This is a genomic window from Arthrobacter sp. SPG23 (genome assembly GCF_000876655.1).
Classification (GTDB): Bacteria; Actinomycetota; Actinomycetes; order Actinomycetales; family Micrococcaceae; genus Arthrobacter.
Genome location: NZ_JYCN01000021.1, coordinates 176,938 through 192,424 on the forward strand (window position 1 = coordinate 176,938; position 15,487 = coordinate 192,424).

Here is a 15,487-nt window from a genome sequence, read left to right on the forward strand (position 1 = left end):
GCCAGCCCTCCCCCGCCTATGTGGGTCTGGTTCCTATGTGGATAATGTCCCGCCCGGCGGGCACGCTTCGCGCAGGGCCGGCACCGGCGTCAGCCCGGAAATTCAGCCCGGGAATGACGGGTCCACAGGTCCCTTCAGCTGGGGCGACCAGCCGTTTCCGAGGCGCTGGAATATACCGTCAGCGGACTGCCCGAAGATTTCCTCGGGTCCGTTGCCTGCGCTGATCGCGGTGAGTCCGGGCCAAGGGGCCAGTGGCTGGGGCTGCGATGCTGCCAGGGAAAGCAGTTCAGGGGTGACGTTGTCAGTGGCCGATGCTTTCATGACCGCTACTGTGGTGTCGCTGACCCAAACGCCCTGGTCCGGTTCCCGGTCCGTCAGGAGGGTTGTTGGGGCAGTCAGGTCACGGGGGGTTCCGTCCGCATTGCGGACGATGCCGGTCACCTGCACGCGGGTCTTCCCGTTCTGCTCGGAAATCACGAGTGCCCGCACCCCCTCGCGCGACACCCGGAACTCTTTGACGGTACGTCCGGCAAGCCAGGCAGGCGCAAGGGTTACGGTGGGCATGGCCGCGCCTTCCGCAACACCCGATGGGCGGTATGCCAGCACTTCTGTCGCCCCATTGGCGCCCGGCCCGGCAGTCCAGACCCAGTCCTGCTGCCCGAACGACGGGTGGGTGAGAGTGGAGCGGGTAGTCAGTGCCCGCGCTGGCTGGCCCGGCACGATCGAGTACAACGTGGTCCGGCTGCTGTTCAGGAACGCCACTGACTGCGATATGGGCGATTCGGCGGGGGAAACCGGACCGAGGGCTCCCACGGACTGAATATCAGGCAAGGGCGAGACGCGGTTGTTCTCGTACCGGACCAGTTGGCCGTCATTCACGGCAATCTGGCGGGCCGGGACGTTCTTGTCCCGGACGGGTGGGAGCACGGACCCGTTATCCTCCACGCGCACCAGGTCCTGGTTTGCCCGGAGTTCGACGTTGACGACGTCAGGCTGGCCACGGAAGGTGAGGGCCAGCTGGGTCTGCATCCTCAGCCTGTCCTCGCTGGAGGCCTCGACGAGTTCTTTAGCCGACAGGTCCACCTGGGCTGCCCCGGAGACCACCGGAACGGACTCCCGCGTCAGCTTCATTCCGGACGGGAAGGCGCTGACTACGGCTCCCTTGAGATACGGGGCTGGTCCGCTGAGCAGGGCGCTGGTCATAGCTTTGACCGTCTTCTTTTTGTTGAACCATCTGACGTCGGGCACCGCGTAGGTGAAGCCGGGGTCGTAGAAGTAGATGGGGTAGGCGCCGTAAATCACCTTGAATGTCTGCTCCGGGATGGCAATTCCGTCAGGGATCGCAGAGATGCGCCACTCACCGTCCACCTGGGTCAGCGTGACCGGAATGTTCTCCTTGGTGCCTTCGGGGAACTGTGTGGCAATCCCGTCCGCATCGACCGAATAGGCAACATCAAGTTCGTAGTTGAAGACGTTTTCCACTCCGGTCCGGACCACCCTGGTGGAACGGAACACCAGAGTGCGCTGGTCCGGTTTCCAGGCAACGGAGGCGGCCTGGGTCAGGTATTCCCTCGCAACGGCATAGTCATCCTCGTAGCCGCTGCCGGCGAGGTAGAAGTCTTCTATGACGGATTCCGGTCCGGCGCCTTCGCGCGGCGCCACCGGAAAGAAGACGGGCGCGTTGTTTGGCTTGCCGGCGCTCTCATCCGTGCTCTTTCCCACTGGCCCGGAACGGGGAATCTGCGCGCAGGAGGTCAACAGCAGGAGCAGAGCTGTCAACAGGGCAACGGCCAGGTTGACCAACCGTCGTCGGGTTCCGTTCATTTCGATTCTTCCCTGCCGGTAGCTGGCTTCAGTCCCCGCGAGCCGGCCGACGGGCCTGCCGGCTCCTCCGGACCCGGCCGATCTGACTCTGTTGGACCGGCCGGCCCTGCGCCCGTGTCGACGCCGACCGTGTCAACGCCTGCGTCCTCCGGCGATGCAGTGCTTCCCAGGAGCAGCATGGTGCCCTCCCCCGATCCGCCGGGCAATTCGACGTCGGCAGGTTCCAGCTGGAGCGGCGATTTGGCGATGGCCTCGCCCTGCCTGAGCGGAAGCGTCAGCCTGAAGTTTGACCCTGTTCCCTTGCTGCCCCAGGCCTGAAGCCAACCGTTGTGGAGCTTCGTATCCTCCGCGGCAATGGACAGGCCCAGCCCGCTGCCGCCCGTGGTGCGTGCCCGGGCGGGGTCCGCCCGCCAGAAACGGTCGAAGACCCGTGCCGCCTCGGACTGCGTCATGCCGATGCCGTGGTCGCGGACAGCGACGGCAACGGCGGTCTCGTTCGCAGCCACGGAAATATTGACCGGTTTGCCTTCGCTGTGTTCCAGCGCGTTAAGCACGAGGTTGCGGAGAATCCGCTCGATCCGCCGGTCGTCCATCTCCACCACGATGCTCTCATCCCGGGAATTGATGGTGACCTGCGAACCGTATTCCGCCGCGACGGGCGCTGCGTCTTCGACGACCTTCGCCAGGAGCTGCAGGATATCGGTGGGTTCGGCGTCGAGCATGGCCACGCCGGCGTCGAAGCGGGAGATCTCCAGGAGGTCGGCCAGGAGGGACTGGAAGCGCTCCACCTGGTTGTAGAGCAGCTCGGCGGAACGCTTGTTGATGGGATCGAATTCATGCCGTGCGTCGTACAGTACTTCGGCGGCCATCCGCACCGTGGTGAGGGGCGTGCGGAGTTCGTGGGACACGTCGGAGACAAAGCGCTGCTGCATCTGGGACAGCGTTGCCAGCTGGGTGATCTGTTCCTGGAGGCTGGCAGCCATGTGGTTGAACGATGCGCCCAGCCGTGCCACCTCGTCCTCGCCCTTGACCACCATCCGCTCCTGCAGCTGCCCTGCCGCCAGTTTTTCCGAGACCACCGCGGCATGGCTGACCGGGCTGACCACGTTCCGGGTCACGTACCAGGCGATGGCACCGATGATCAGAACCAGTACCGCCCCGCCGGCGAGCAGGACATTCTGAATCTCGTCCAGGGTTTTCTGCGCGGTGTTCAGGTCGTAGATGAGGTACAGCTCGTACACAGTCCCGTTGAAGGTGACCTTGTTGCCGACGGCGATGCCCGGCCGGTCTTCGGTACCCACCGGGAACTCCGTGGATGCCCAGTACTGGTCCTTGCCGGACTCCTGAACTGCCTTCCGCAACTCGGGCGGAATGACACTGACCGTGAGCTGGTCCGAGGCCCGCGATTCCACCCAGCGGTTGCGTGGCTTCGTCTGTTCCGGCATCGCCTCAAACACATATCGCCGCTGGATGACCGATCCGCGCCCTTCAACGGCATTCAGGGTGTCGTACACCAGCGTTATCACGCTGGACTGGTCGGTGACCTGGGCGCCGTCAAAAGTGTCCTGGACCTGCTTGACGTTGTAAAGCGTCTCCGACTCGGCCTGGGTCAGCCGTTCCTGGAAGAGGTTGTTGGCGATCTGGTTGGACAGGTAGGCACCCACCACGGCAAACGAGCCGATCGAGAGCAGCAGGGTGGTGAGGACTGTGCGGAACTGCAGGGACCGGCGCCAGCGACGGTGCAGGGCCCGCAGCAGGAACCGGACACCGGGCAGCAGGCGGACCAGTCCGGTCCGGACAAGCCGCGCAACCCGAAGCCCCACGATCCGGGCCCGGCGAAGCCAAATACGGGTTCGGAACGGCAAGCCCGAAAGCACGCCGGCCATGGCGTCCGTATGCTCCGGAGCGCTGTGGCCGTGGGCGTGTTCCGTTTTGTGGGGGCGGGCTACCTCCGGCTCATTGCCGGTTTCGCCGCTGGACGGTTCAGGAACCTGCTTTGTAGCCGACACCACGGACCGTCAAAACTACTTCGGGGGCTTCGGGGTCCCGCTCGATCTTCGACCTCAGCCGCTGAACGTGGACGTTCACGAGCCGCGTGTCTGCGGCATGCCGGTATCCCCAGACCTGCTCCAGAAGCAGCTCACGGGTGAAGACCTGCCACGGCTTGCGCGCAAGGGCAACAAGCAAGTCGAATTCGAGGGGCGTCAGCGAGATCCGCTCGTCATTCCGGCTCACCAGATGGCCGGCCACGTCGATGGTGATGTCGGCAATGCGCAGTGTTTCAGGTGCTTTTTGGTCCCCGGGCCGGAGCCTGGCCCTGACGCGGGCCACCAGTTCCGCCGGTTTGAACGGTTTCGGCACGTAGTCGTCAGCGCCCGATTCCAGACCGCGGACAACGTCCGAGGTATCCGACTTGGCGGTCAGCATGACGATGGGTGAATCAGACTCGGCGCGGATCTGCCGGCACACTTCAATGCCGTCCGCACCAGGGAGCATGAGGTCAAGCAGCACAAGATCCGGTTTTGAGGAACGGAAGACTTCCAGCGCCTGCCCGCCATCCGCGCAAAAGACCGGCTCGAAGCCGTCGTTGCGCAAGACAATCCCGATCATCTCGGCCAGCGCCTCATCATCGTCCACTACCAGAATGCGTGCCTTCATAGTTATATATTCGCCTATTGAATGGGCTTTGTCCCGTTGAGGGCCCACACGGCATGGCGCGGGCACCGCCGGACGGGACGTGGTCCGGGAAGCGGATCGGCGCCACAACGGGAAGAATCAGCCCGAAGCTATGAGGCATGCAGGCAAAACTATAGGCTGGGAGCGGGCCGGACGGTGCAGCACACCTCAGGCACGGAGCGCCCGGCTGAAGTCCTGGCCGGTCGGCTCGCGGACAGCGTCTTTTGGGGAGGAACAGGTTGTCAGAGCAGGATCCGAACGCGCAGTCCCGGGAGGGCCAGGCGCAGCCGGCGCAACCACACCCTTGGGACGCGCCTCCGCAGTGGAATGCGCCGCCGCCGGCCTACGGCGGACAGCCACAGTGGAATGCGCCGCCGCCGGGCTACGGCGGACAGCCACAGTGGAATGCGCCGCCGCCGGCCTACGGCGGACAGCCACAGTGGAGCACGCCCAACCCCGGACCACAGCCGGGGTACTCCCAGCCGGCATATGTTGCCCCGCCAAAGCCGGGCATTGTGCCTCTTCGGCCGCTGCTGTTCGGGGAAATCCTCGACGGCGCGTTCCAGACCATCAGGCGGAACGCGGCGGCGATGCTGGGGGCGGCACTGCTGGCACAGACCCTCGCCACCGTCGTCGGGGAGGTCGCCGCGGCCGAGACCGAATCGGGGGGAGAGTCGATCGGCCTGTGGCTGACAGGCATGGCTCCCCCCGAAGTGGCCAACCTTGGCGGAGGCCTCCTCATCGGCGCTGCCATCCTGGGACTGGTCTCGTTCTTTATCTCCGTTGTACTTCAGGGTGTGATGGTAGTTCCGGTGGCCCGTTCGGTCCTCAACCAGCGCACCGGCTTCAAGAAGATGTGGACGTTGTCACGGTCCAGGATCGGCGCGCTGCTCGCGCTGGGCGGCCTGCAGATCCTGGCCGGCGTGGCACTGGGCGTCGTGCTGCTGGGCGGGGCCTTCCTGCTGGCAACAGCCATGGGCGGAATGTCTGCGCTGATAATCGTCCCCCTGTTCCTCGGCAGCATGGTGGCCGTATTGCTGATCTCCATCCGGCTACTCTTGACCCCGGCAGCGATCGTGGTCGAGGAACAAGGCGTTCTTGACGGCCTGCGAAGGTCCTGGCAGCTCACCCGGCACAACTGGTGGCGGATCTTCGGCATCGTACTGGTCATTTCCCTCCTGATCGGCATCATCAGCCAGATTGTCCTGGTCCCCATCAGCCTTGCTTCCGGCGGCTTCTCCTCCGTCATCGCACCCCACGGCGGCGACGACGCGCAGCGCGCCCTGTCCGCGGGCCTCGGCATCGCGACGATCATTGTCACGGCCGTTATCGGTGCCGTCGGCTACGCGTTCCAAACCTCAGTGATGGGCCTTTTGTACATGGACCTCCGGATGCGCAAGGAAGGCCTGGACCTCGCGCTTCAGCGGCAGCTCGAGTCAGGAAACGACGACGACGGGGTTCCGGGGCGCGGCGTCGCACCGGAGGCTCACCCGGCGGGGCGCCCTCCCGACGGCGGCTGGGCTCAGTCCCCCTACGGCCCCCACCGGGCTACAACCCGCCACCGCCTTACGGCGCACCGCCAACCTACGGCCCCCCACCGGGCTACAACCCGCCACCCGGCTACAACCCGCCACCGGGTGCCGGATGAGCGGGCCTGGCATTGTCGAGGCGGCCTCGCACGCGCTGTCCGCAGCCGGCGCGGCCATGCATTCGGCATTCGGCCGCGCGCGGGCCGAGGCTCCCGTGGAGCCGGACAGGCAGGAGGCCAGCCGATGGGCCGTCGAGGAGCTCTCAAAGCCTGTTTACCGGGATGCGCAGCCTGACTGGCTAACAGACCTCTGGCGTCAGTTCGCTGAATGGTTGCGATCCCTTGGCAGCGGGGACCCCGCAATGGACAGCGGGCTCGCGGTACCCGCCATCGGAGTGACGATCCTGGTCCTCATCGCTGTGGCCATCCTCCTCGCGCGCCCACGGCTGAACGCCCGCCGCCGGCGCGCGGACGGTGACGATGTCGACGCCGACCCTTCCGTCAGCCCGGCCGAATACCGGCGGCTTGCGGGAGCCGCTGCAGCGCGCTCCGAGTGGCGCACCGCCGTCGTCGAACAGTTCCGTGCCATCGTCCGGGCCGCGGAGGACCGCGCCATTATCGACCCATTGCCGGGCCGGACGGCGGATGAGGTCGCCGGCCAGCTTGCCGGCGCCTTCAGCGGCCATGCCCCTGAGCTGCGGCGCGCCGCCCGCGTCTTCGACGGAATCAGGTACGGCAGCGCTGACGCCACAGCCAGGGACCACGCAGGCGTGGTGGCGTTGGACCAGCTTCTGGAAACTGCCAAACCCGACTATGGCCGGCCCGCCGCAGACAATCTGGCGCTGCCGCGATGACGCCCGTCCTGGAGACGGACCGGCCCGCATCCGCCGCTCCTGGAGCCGGCAGCGGCCGCCGCACCCTCATGGCTTGGATCCGCCACCACCGTACCTGGACCCTTCTTATCCTGGTGTTTTCCCTTGGAGTGGGGCTAACTATCCTCGCCCAGCAATCGCCCCGCAGCGACGGCCTTGCCCTGTCTGCGCGCAACCCTGCTCCCGACGGAGCCAGGGCAGCAGCCCAAATACTGTCCAGCCGTGGCGTCGACGTCCGCCAGACCGACAACTTCGAAGCAACGATGTCCGCGCTGGACAGCGCGTCGCAGGCGTCGCAAGCCGGCAGCGGCTCCGGGCCCACATTGCTCCTGTACGACCGAAACGGCTACCTCGACGCCGTGCAGCTGCAGGCGTTGCAGCGGACGGCAGACCGGATGGTGGTGATTACTCCCCGCCTGAACACGCTCAGCGCCCTCGACGGCGGCATCCGTCCCGCCGGCGTCGTGCCGGCGGGTATGCCGACCCTGGACCCGGGCTGTGAGCTGGATGATCCCGCCGCCGCCGGCGCGGTTACGGCGGACTCCGCATACCTCTATAAGGCCAATCATGTCTGCTACGAGCCCGTGGAAGGCCTGGGCGGCCTGTATGCCAGCAGCGACGACGGCCGGCTGGCGGTGCTCGGCAGCACCCAAATCATCAGCAACCGCCTGCTCGATGAACACGGCAACGCCGCTTTGACGCTCAGGACGCTGGGTGCCTCGGACACATTGGTCTGGTACCTGCCCGGCCTGGCGGACGTCACAACAGCGGACAAGCCGAAGACACTGGATGAACTCGCCCCGCCGTGGGTTGCCTTCCTTGGCCCGTGGCTTGCCCTGGTGGCATTGCTGGCCATGGCCTGGCGGGGAAGGCGGCTGGGGCCCCTGGTCTTCGAACCGCTGCCCGTGGTGGTCAAGGCAGTGGAAACGGCCGAAGGCCGGGCCCGGCTCTACCATGACGCCCACGCCGTGGACCGGGCGGCCGACAATCTCAGGGCCGGTGCCCTGGTCCGGCTCGCCCGGGTCCTCCGGCTGGGACCGGACGCCGGGTCAGCGGCAGTTGTCGACGCCGTCGCCCGTCATCTGGGGCGCACTCCCGAAGACACGGCCGGCATCCTTGAGGCCCGTCCCCGGACGGAGACCGCGCTGGTCCACTGGGCCCAGGAACTTGAATCACTAGAGGAAGAGGTAACTGCCCGATGAGTGAGCAGACCAACAGTTTCACGCACGGCGCCCCCGGCGGGCCCGCCCTGGCAACCGCCGGGGCCGGGCCCGGCACCGATCCCGTCCGCCAGGCCCTGCTCGACGTGCGGCACGAGGTGGCCAAAGCTGTGGTCGGCCAGGACGCCACCGTCACGGGGCTGCTCATCGCATTACTGTGCCGCGGGCATGTCCTGCTGGAAGGAGTTCCGGGGGTGGCCAAGACCCTGCTGGTCCGCACGCTTTCCGCAGCCCTGAGCCTGGACACCAAGCGCGTGCAGTTCACTCCCGACCTGATGCCCGGTGATATTACCGGCTCTCTGGTCTTCGACTCCCGGACCTCTGAGTTCAGCTTCCGTGAGGGCCCCGTCTTCACCAACATCCTCCTGGCCGACGAGATCAACAGGACGCCGCCGAAGACGCAGGCCTCCCTGTTGGAGGCCATGGAGGAACGCCAGGTGTCGGCGGACGGCACCACACGGCCGCTTCCGGTTCCGTTCATCGTGGCGGCCACGCAGAACCCCGTGGAGTACGAGGGCACCTATCCCCTGCCTGAGGCCCAGCTGGACCGTTTCCTCCTGAAGCTTGCCATGCCGTTGCCGGGGCGGGCCGACGAGATCGAGGTCATCCGCAGGCATGCGGCCGGCTTCGACTCCAGGAACCTGGCGGCTGCCGGCGTGCGCGCGGTGGCGGGTGTGGCCGAACTGGAACAGGCACGCCAGGCAGTGGGTGCCGTGGAGGTGGCCCCTGAGGTTGCCGCCTACATCGTCGATATCGCCAGGGCCACCCGCGCCGCGCCGTCCTTCCAGCTCGGCGTGTCTCCGCGCGGCGCGACAGCCCTGCTGAGTGCCGCCCGCGCGTGGGCCTGGCTCTCCGGGCGGCAGTTCGTCACCCCGGACGACGTGAAGGCGCTGGCACTCCCCTGCCTGCGCCACCGCGTGGCCCTGCAGCCGGAAGCGCAGATGGACGGCGTGCACGTTGACGGCGTCCTCAACAGCATCCTGGCTACCGTTCCCGTGCCCCGCTGACGCCATGGCCATCTCCGGACGGTTCGTCCTACTGGCGCTGGCCGGGCTGGTGCCGGTGATGCTGTTCCCCGGCTGGGGCACGGTGCTGCTGGTCTGCCTGGCCCTGATCGCTTTCCTGCTGCTGGATCTCGCCATGGCCGCGTCCCTCCGAAAGGTGACGCTGGACCGCACCCTGCCGGCAAACGTCACGCTCACAGGCAGCACCGAGTCCGTCCTGACTGTCGGGAACACGGGTTCGCGTCCGCTCCGGGTGTTGGTCCGGGATGCCTGGCAGCCGTCTGCCGGCGCGCAGAATCCCCGCCAGCAGGTGGACGTTCCGGCCGGCGAGCGGCGGCGCATGAAGGTCCTGCTGAAGCCTGCCCGGCGCGGCGACCTCGCGGCACCGCATGTGACCCTCCGCGCCTTTGGTCCGCTGCGGCTGGCCGCCCGGCAGCGGACACTGCCGTGTCCGGGCTCCGTCCGGGTGCTGCCGCCGTTCCACTCGCGACGCCACCTTCCCTCCAAGCTCCGTAAACTGCGCGAGCTGGACGGAAAGGCGGCGGTCCAGATCAGGGGTGCCGGCACCGAGTTCGATTCCCTCCGCGACTACGTCCGTGGTGACGACGTGCGCTCCATTGACTGGCGTGCCACGGCGCGGCGGTCCGCCGTCGTCGTCCGTACCTGGCGTCCCGAACGTGACCGGCGCGTGGTGATCATGCTCGATACCTCCCGTACCGCGGCTGCGAGGATCGACGACGAACCCCGCCTTGACACCGGCATCGAGGCGGCGCTGCTGCTGGCCGTGCTCGCCGAACGCGGCGGTGACCGCGTGGACTTCTTCGCCTTTGACCGGCGGACCAGGGGACGGGCCGGGTCCGCCTCGAAAGGGAACCTGTTGGGGCAGCTCGTGCAGGCCATGGCGCCCTTGGAACCCGAGCTCATCGAGCTGGACTGGAGCCAGATCCCCGGCCAGGTCCGGCAGATTTCCGCACACCGCTCACTGGTGGTGCTGCTGACCCCGCTGGACGGCGGCGCGCCGGAAGAAGGACTGCTGCCGATGGCCGCGCAGTTGGCGCAGCAGCACGTTGTGGTGGTTGCCTCCGTGCGGGATCCCATGCTGGGCACGATGCGGAAGGAACGGACGACGGCGGCACAGGTGTTCCGCGCGGCAGCGGCCGAACGGGCTCTGCTGGAACGCGAAGCCGTGGCCATCCAGCTGCGCCAGATGGGCGTGGAAGTGGTGGACGCCGAACCCCACCAGCTGCCGCCCGCACTCGCGGACGCCTACATCCGGCTCAAGGCGGCAGGAAGACTATGACCCATGCGTCGAAAACCAGGAGGATACCGTGAACACACCCATCTATGAACGTGCCCTGGGCAGTGACTTCCCCCGCCTGCAGCCCGAGCTCCAGGAGTACTTCTCGCTCGCTCCCGGCTCCGGGCGCTACGGCGTCGGAGAAGGCGTGTTCGACGTCGTCGGGTGCCGGCAGGCGTGGCTCCGTCCACTGCTGCGGCTGACCGCCGGGGAGGAAGCGTTCTTCCCGGAGTACGGCGAACGTATTCCCTTCCGGATCGAAAACCACGCGCACCTCGACCCGTTCGGCCGATCAAGCCTCACCGCCCGGCGCGAGATCCACTTTCCCGGCGGCACGCGGTTGTTCCACGACACCACCAGCTTTGACGACTCCCGAAGCACTCCGGGTCTGGTGGATTACGTGGGCCGCTACCGGCGCCTGGTCACCGACCTCAACCTCAGCGTGACTGCCGAGGGCAGGCTCCGCGGCGTCTCCGAGGCGTCCCGGCTGTTCCTGGGCCCGCTGCGCATCCCCTTGCCGGCGGCACTGGATGCCAAGGCCTACGCGGAGCAGTGGTGGGAACCGGCAGAGGGCCCGCAGGGAAAGCACCGTATCCAGGTCAAAGTGATCCAGCCGCAGCTGGGACTCGTGCTGGTCTATGCCGGGAGCTTCGACTACCGGCTCCGCGCCTACCCCGGAGGGGCCACGGGCGCGGGCCATCTCCCGGGTTACGCCCGTCCGGACAGGTGGGAGAGCCGGGTCTAGCCGAGCGCCAGCTGGTTGAGCCCGTCCGCCACCTGGGTGAGGCGGGCCAGGACGGCCGTGGCGGAGGACGGCGTGTGCCCGGAAAGCCCCTCGGACGGCGTCACCCGGATCGAACCAAGCGAGGAGGCCGGCAGACCCAGCTGGCGCCAGGGGCGCCACACGTTCTCCACGGCTTCCTGGACACGCGGCAGGGCGTTAGCGGTACGGTTGGCCGGCAGCACGCCGGCCCACAAGCTCTTCCCGGCCTCGACCGCGCCCGCCAGCTGTTCCCATTGACGGGATGTGAGGGCCTTGAGCGGCACTGCGATCCCGTCAGCGCCTGCGGAGAGAATGCGTTCGAAGGGCGCCTCGATTTCAGCAACCGCGATGACCGTTTCGGCGGCACCGGCGGCCCTGAGCGCATCGATGAGCAGACGCCACGACTCTGTGACTTCCTGGCCCGGCACGGACCGCAACGTCCGGTATCCGCTGGCAGTGGGAATCGTGCCGCCGAGGACGGCAGCGATGTCAGGTTCATCGATCTGGACCACCAGCCGCGCCCCGGGAACAGCCGTCCCGACCCTGGCCAGGAAATCCCCTATGCCTGCTGCCAGCGATTCGGCAATGTCGCGTCTGGCGCCGTAGTCGAGCAGGGCCCGTTCGCCGTTGTGGAGGTGAAGGCCGGCGGCCAGGCTGAGCGGACCGCGCAGTTGGACCTTGAAATCTGCTGACGGAGTGTCTTCTGTTCCGGCGATGTCGGCAAGGACGTTGATGTCCGTGGACAGCGCCGACCTGGCCCGCATGAGGTCCTTACCCGGACGATCCACGATCCGCCATCCGTAAGGCTGGACGTCCACGCTAAAGTCCACCAGGAGCGAGGCCGTCCTGCCGAGCGCATCCGACCCGACGCCGCGGTCCGGGAGCTCCACGAGGAACGGCAAGTGCGGGCTGCCGAGTTCGCCGCGGACTATCCGGGTGGCTTCCAGCGGATCTTCACCGGGCCACGGTCCCAGGGCTGTGGCAGTTACCTGCGATTCCGGCATGGCCTAGGCGTCGACGGCGGCGGAGGGGGCAGGCGAGGAAAGCAGCGGCTGGCCCGCAGCCGTTCCGTTGTTCTCCGCGGCCTGGTGATCTTCCGCAATGGCCTCGTGATGCCGGATGACCTCCCCGATGATGAAGTTCAGGAACTTCTCAGCGAACGCCGGATCCAGGTGAGCTTCCTCGGCAAGGCGCCGCAGCCGTGCAATCTGCGCGGTCTCCCGGCCGGGGTCGCCGGCGGGGAGTTTGTGCGCCGCCTTCAGGAAGCCCACTTTCTGCGTGGCCTTGAACCGCTCGGCCAGGAGAAAGACAAGGGTGGCGTCGATGTTGTCGATGCTGGACCGGATAGACAGCAGTTCAGCCATGACCGATTGGTCCACCTGTCCGGCCAGTGAGCTGGCTGAGGGGTCGTAGGAGTCGGTGCCTGGATGATCTTGGTTCTGCTCGGTCATGCTTCCAGTCTATGGGCACCCCGCCAATTCCCCGTGGCTGTTAAGCGTCTGTGCAACGTTGCCCGGGGGCGGGACCGGGGACGCAAATGCCCGCCGTCCTGAACGGACGGCGGGCATCTTCGCCGCGGAACGGAACTAGCCGGCGAGCAGAGAACGGCTCGCTTCCCGGCGCCTGGCCTGTTCGTCCGGGTCAGGCACGGGCAGCGAGGCGATGAGCCGGCGCGTGTAGTCGTGCTGCGGGTTGCCCATCACCTGGGTGCCAAGCCCCTGTTCCACGAGCTTGCCCTTGTAGAGCACACCCACCCAATGGGACAGGATGTCCACTACCGCGAGGTCGTGGCTGATGAACAGCGCGGCGAACCCGAACTCGGACTGGATGTCCTTGAACAGCTCCAGCACCACAGCCTGGACGGAAACGTCCAGCGCCGAGGTGGGCTCGTCGGCAATCAGCAGCTTCGGGTTCAGGATGAGGGCCCTTGCCAGTGACGCCCGCTGGCGCTGCCCGCCGGAGAGTTCGTGCGGGAACCGGTCAGCGTACGACGCCGGCAGCTGCACCGATTCGAGCAGCTCACCCACGCGTTTCCGCGCCTGTGCCGGCGTGGGATTGCTGTGGATGATGAGCGGCTCGGCAACGCAGTCGCCGATGGTCAGCTGCGGATTGAAGGACGCCGCGGGGTCCTGGAACACGAAGCCGATCTCTTTGCGGAGGGGCTTGAACGTCCGTTCTTTGAGGTTCAGCATTTCGTAGTCCAGCACCTTCAGGCTGCCGCCCGTGGTGCGGTTGAGGCCCGCGATGGCCCTTCCGATGGTGGTCTTTCCGGACCCCGATTCACCGACCAGCCCGAAGACCTCGCCTTCGGACAGCGTGAAGCTCACGCCGTCCACAGCCTTGAAGCCCGGGCTGCCCAGCCGCCCGGGGTATTCGATGGTCAGGCCCTTGGCTTCCACCAGTACCTTGCGGTCCTGGTGCGCACGGGCTGTCATTCCCTCGGAGGCAGAATTCCTGCCCAGGTGCGGAACAGCGGCGAGGAGCTTGCGTGTGTACTCCTGCTTCGGCTCGGCAAACAGGACCTTGGCCGTTGCCTCCTCGACGACGTCACCCTGGTACATGACCACCACCCGGTCGGCGAGATCGGCCACCACCCCCATGTTGTGGGTGATCAGCACGATCGAGGTGCCGTATTTGTCCCGCAGGTCCCTCAGCAACTGGAGGATCTCGGCCTGAACCGTAACGTCCAGGGCTGTTGTGGGCTCATCGGCAACGATCAGTCCCGGGTTGAGGGCAAGCGCGGCCGCGATGACCACGCGCTGCTTCTGGCCACCGGAGAACTGGTGGGGATAATAATCCACGCGGTTTTCGGGGTCCGGGATGCCCACTTTCCGGAGCGCGTCGATCGCACGGGATTTAGCTTCCTTTGCCGATACCCGGCCGCCCGTGCCGTGGGCGTGGGCGCGGATGCCTTCGGCGATCTGCCACCCCACGGTGAAGACGGGATTCAGTGCCGTGGACGGTTCCTGGAAAACCATGGCGACGTCCCGGCCGCGGATCTGCCGGAGCTTGGCCGGGCTGACGCTGATCACGTTGTTGCCGTTGATCAGCACGGCGCCGGAACTGATCGCCGTCTCCGGCAGGAGCCCCAGGATGGTTTTTGCTGTCACGGTCTTGCCGGAGCCGGACTCGCCGACGATTGCCACCACTTCGCCCGGATTGACCTCCAGGCTGACATCCTTGACGGCGTAGACGTCTCCGGCGTCGGTGGCAAACGTGACCCTCAGGTGGTCGATGTCCAGGACATGCCCGGTGCCGCGCGGATCGATGTTGGGGCTCATGAACTGCTCACTTCTGCTCGGATGGCTGCCTGCGCGCCTGCGGTGGAATCCGGGCCGCCCTTGCCGGAAGCGGCCTTTCTGCGTCCGCGCAGCCGCGGATCGTTGAGGTCGTTGATGCTCTCGCCGACGAGCGTGAGTCCCAGGACGGTCAGCACAATTGCCAGGCCGGGGAACACACCGGTCCACCAGATGCCCGAGGTGGTGTCCGCGAGGGCTTTGTTGAGGTCGAAGCCCCACTCCGCGGCGGAGGTCGGTTCAATGCCGAATCCCAGGAAGCCAAGGCCTGCGAGCGTCAGGATTGCTTCGGAGGCGTTGAGCGTGAAGATCAGCGGCAGGGTTCGGGTGGCGTTCTTGAAGATGTGCCGGCTCATGATCCGGACGTTGGACGCCCCCACCACCTTTGCGGATTCCACGAAGGGTTCGGCTTTCAGACGGATGGTTTCGGCCCGGATCACCCGGAAGTACTGCGGGATGAAGACGACGGTGATCGAAATCGCCGCGGCAATAATCCCTCCCCACAGGCTGGACCTGCCGCCGCTGATGACGATCGCCATCACGATGGCAACCAGGAGGGACGGGAAGGCGTAGACGGCGTCTGCGATCACCACGAGGATGCGGTCCAGCCAGCCGCCGATGTAGCCGCTGACCAGGCCCAGGATCACGCCGATGAAGATGGACATAACCACGGCCACCACGATCACCATGACTGCGGTCTGGGCGCCCCAGACAACCCTGGAGAAGACGTCATAGCCGCCCACGGTGGTACCCCAGAGGTGCTTTCCGCCCGGCGCCTGCTGGGCAGGGAACCCGCCGTCGGCGTCGGAGATCTGTGAGAAGCCGTAGGGGGCGATAACCGGCGCAAGGACGGCAGTGAGCAGGAAGATGCCCGTCAGGACGAGTCCGGTGACAAGCATTCCGCGCTGCAGGCCTACACTCTTGTTGAAATGTGAGATCACCGGCAGGCGGCGGAACCACGACGCCCGGGGATCCTTGTAGGTAGTGGTTGGGGAATCGGTGCTCAT

13 protein-coding genes are annotated in these 15,487 nt (G+C 66.7%); 6 read left to right on the forward strand and 7 right to left on the reverse strand.

Translation table 11 applies throughout. The features are described 5' to 3' along the window. Nucleotides 1-102 precede the first annotated feature (102 nt). The 3 genes from TV39_RS14040 to mtrA form a co-directional block, all read right to left on the reverse strand. Entirely contained in the window at nt 103-1,824 is a 1,722-nt protein-coding gene (locus tag TV39_RS14040) for an LpqB family beta-propeller domain-containing protein (protein ID WP_043482639.1), read from the reverse strand. Next, nucleotides 1,821-3,710, reverse strand: coding sequence for an MtrAB system histidine kinase MtrB (gene mtrB / locus TV39_RS14045; protein WP_052500583.1), 1,890 nt, complete (start codon nt 3,708-3,710; stop codon nt 1,821-1,823). The genes TV39_RS14040 and mtrB overlap by 4 nt, the downstream gene beginning before the upstream one ends. 97 nt (nt 3,711-3,807) lie before the next feature. Next, nucleotides 3,808-4,482: an MtrAB system response regulator MtrA gene (mtrA, locus tag TV39_RS14050; protein WP_043482640.1), complete on the reverse strand. Its 675-nt coding sequence runs from the start codon at nt 4,480-4,482 to the stop codon at nt 3,808-3,810. Between the two features lie 533 nt (nt 4,483-5,015). On the opposite strand from mtrA, the gene TV39_RS22585 reads away from it, so the two are divergent. The 6 genes from TV39_RS22585 (at nt 5,016) to TV39_RS14080 (ending at nt 11,166) form a co-directional block, all read left to right on the forward strand. Beyond that, nucleotides 5,016-6,323: a DUF7847 domain-containing protein gene (locus TV39_RS22585; protein ID WP_144406425.1), complete on the forward strand. Its 1,308-nt coding sequence runs from the start codon at nt 5,016-5,018 to the stop codon at nt 6,321-6,323. A gap of 67 nt (nt 6,324-6,390) precedes the next feature. Beyond that, nucleotides 6,391-6,882 (forward strand): DUF4129 domain-containing protein, encoded by a 492-nt coding sequence (locus TV39_RS14060; protein WP_235347392.1) that lies wholly within the window; start codon nt 6,391-6,393, stop codon nt 6,880-6,882. Beyond that, on the forward strand, nt 6,879-8,102 hold the full coding sequence (locus tag TV39_RS14065; protein ID WP_043482642.1) for a DUF4350 domain-containing protein: 1,224 nt from the start codon (nt 6,879-6,881) through the stop codon (nt 8,100-8,102). The genes TV39_RS14060 and TV39_RS14065 overlap by 4 nt, the downstream gene beginning before the upstream one ends. Further along, nucleotides 8,099-9,127: an AAA family ATPase gene (locus TV39_RS14070; RefSeq protein WP_235347393.1), complete on the forward strand. Its 1,029-nt coding sequence runs from the start codon at nt 8,099-8,101 to the stop codon at nt 9,125-9,127. The genes TV39_RS14065 and TV39_RS14070 overlap by 4 nt, the downstream gene beginning before the upstream one ends. Before the next feature lie 4 nt (nt 9,128-9,131). Continuing rightward, nucleotides 9,132-10,424 (forward strand): DUF58 domain-containing protein, encoded by a 1,293-nt coding sequence (locus TV39_RS14075; protein WP_043482643.1) that lies wholly within the window; start codon nt 9,132-9,134, stop codon nt 10,422-10,424. 28 nt (nt 10,425-10,452) lie between these two features. After that, nucleotides 10,453-11,166 (forward strand): DUF4166 domain-containing protein, encoded by a 714-nt coding sequence (locus TV39_RS14080; RefSeq protein ID WP_043482644.1) that lies wholly within the window; start codon nt 10,453-10,455, stop codon nt 11,164-11,166. Here the strand turns inward: TV39_RS14080 and TV39_RS14085 are convergent. The 4 genes from TV39_RS14085 to TV39_RS14100 all read right to left on the reverse strand — a co-directional run bounded on the left by TV39_RS14085 (nt 11,163) and on the right by TV39_RS14100 (nt 15,487). Then, the gene (locus TV39_RS14085) at nt 11,163-12,188 is read right to left on the reverse strand and encodes a hypothetical protein (RefSeq protein WP_043482645.1); all 1,026 of its coding nucleotides are present in this window, start codon (nt 12,186-12,188) and stop codon (nt 11,163-11,165) included. The genes TV39_RS14080 and TV39_RS14085 overlap by 4 nt on opposite strands. Nucleotides 12,189-12,191: 3 nt before the next feature. After that, on the reverse strand, nt 12,192-12,635 hold the full coding sequence (locus TV39_RS14090) for a chorismate mutase (RefSeq protein ID WP_043482646.1): 444 nt from the start codon (nt 12,633-12,635) through the stop codon (nt 12,192-12,194). Between the two features lie 135 nt (nt 12,636-12,770). Continuing rightward, nucleotides 12,771-14,465 carry an ABC transporter ATP-binding protein gene (locus TV39_RS14095; protein ID WP_043482647.1) on the reverse strand — a complete coding sequence of 565 codons (1,695 nt, stop codon included), beginning with the start codon at nt 14,463-14,465 and terminating at the stop codon, nt 12,771-12,773. After that, nucleotides 14,462-15,487, reverse strand: a complete 1,026-nt coding sequence (locus tag TV39_RS14100; RefSeq protein ID WP_043482648.1) for an ABC transporter permease — start codon at nt 15,485-15,487, stop codon at nt 14,462-14,464. Before TV39_RS14100 ends, TV39_RS14095 begins: the two co-directional genes overlap by 4 nt.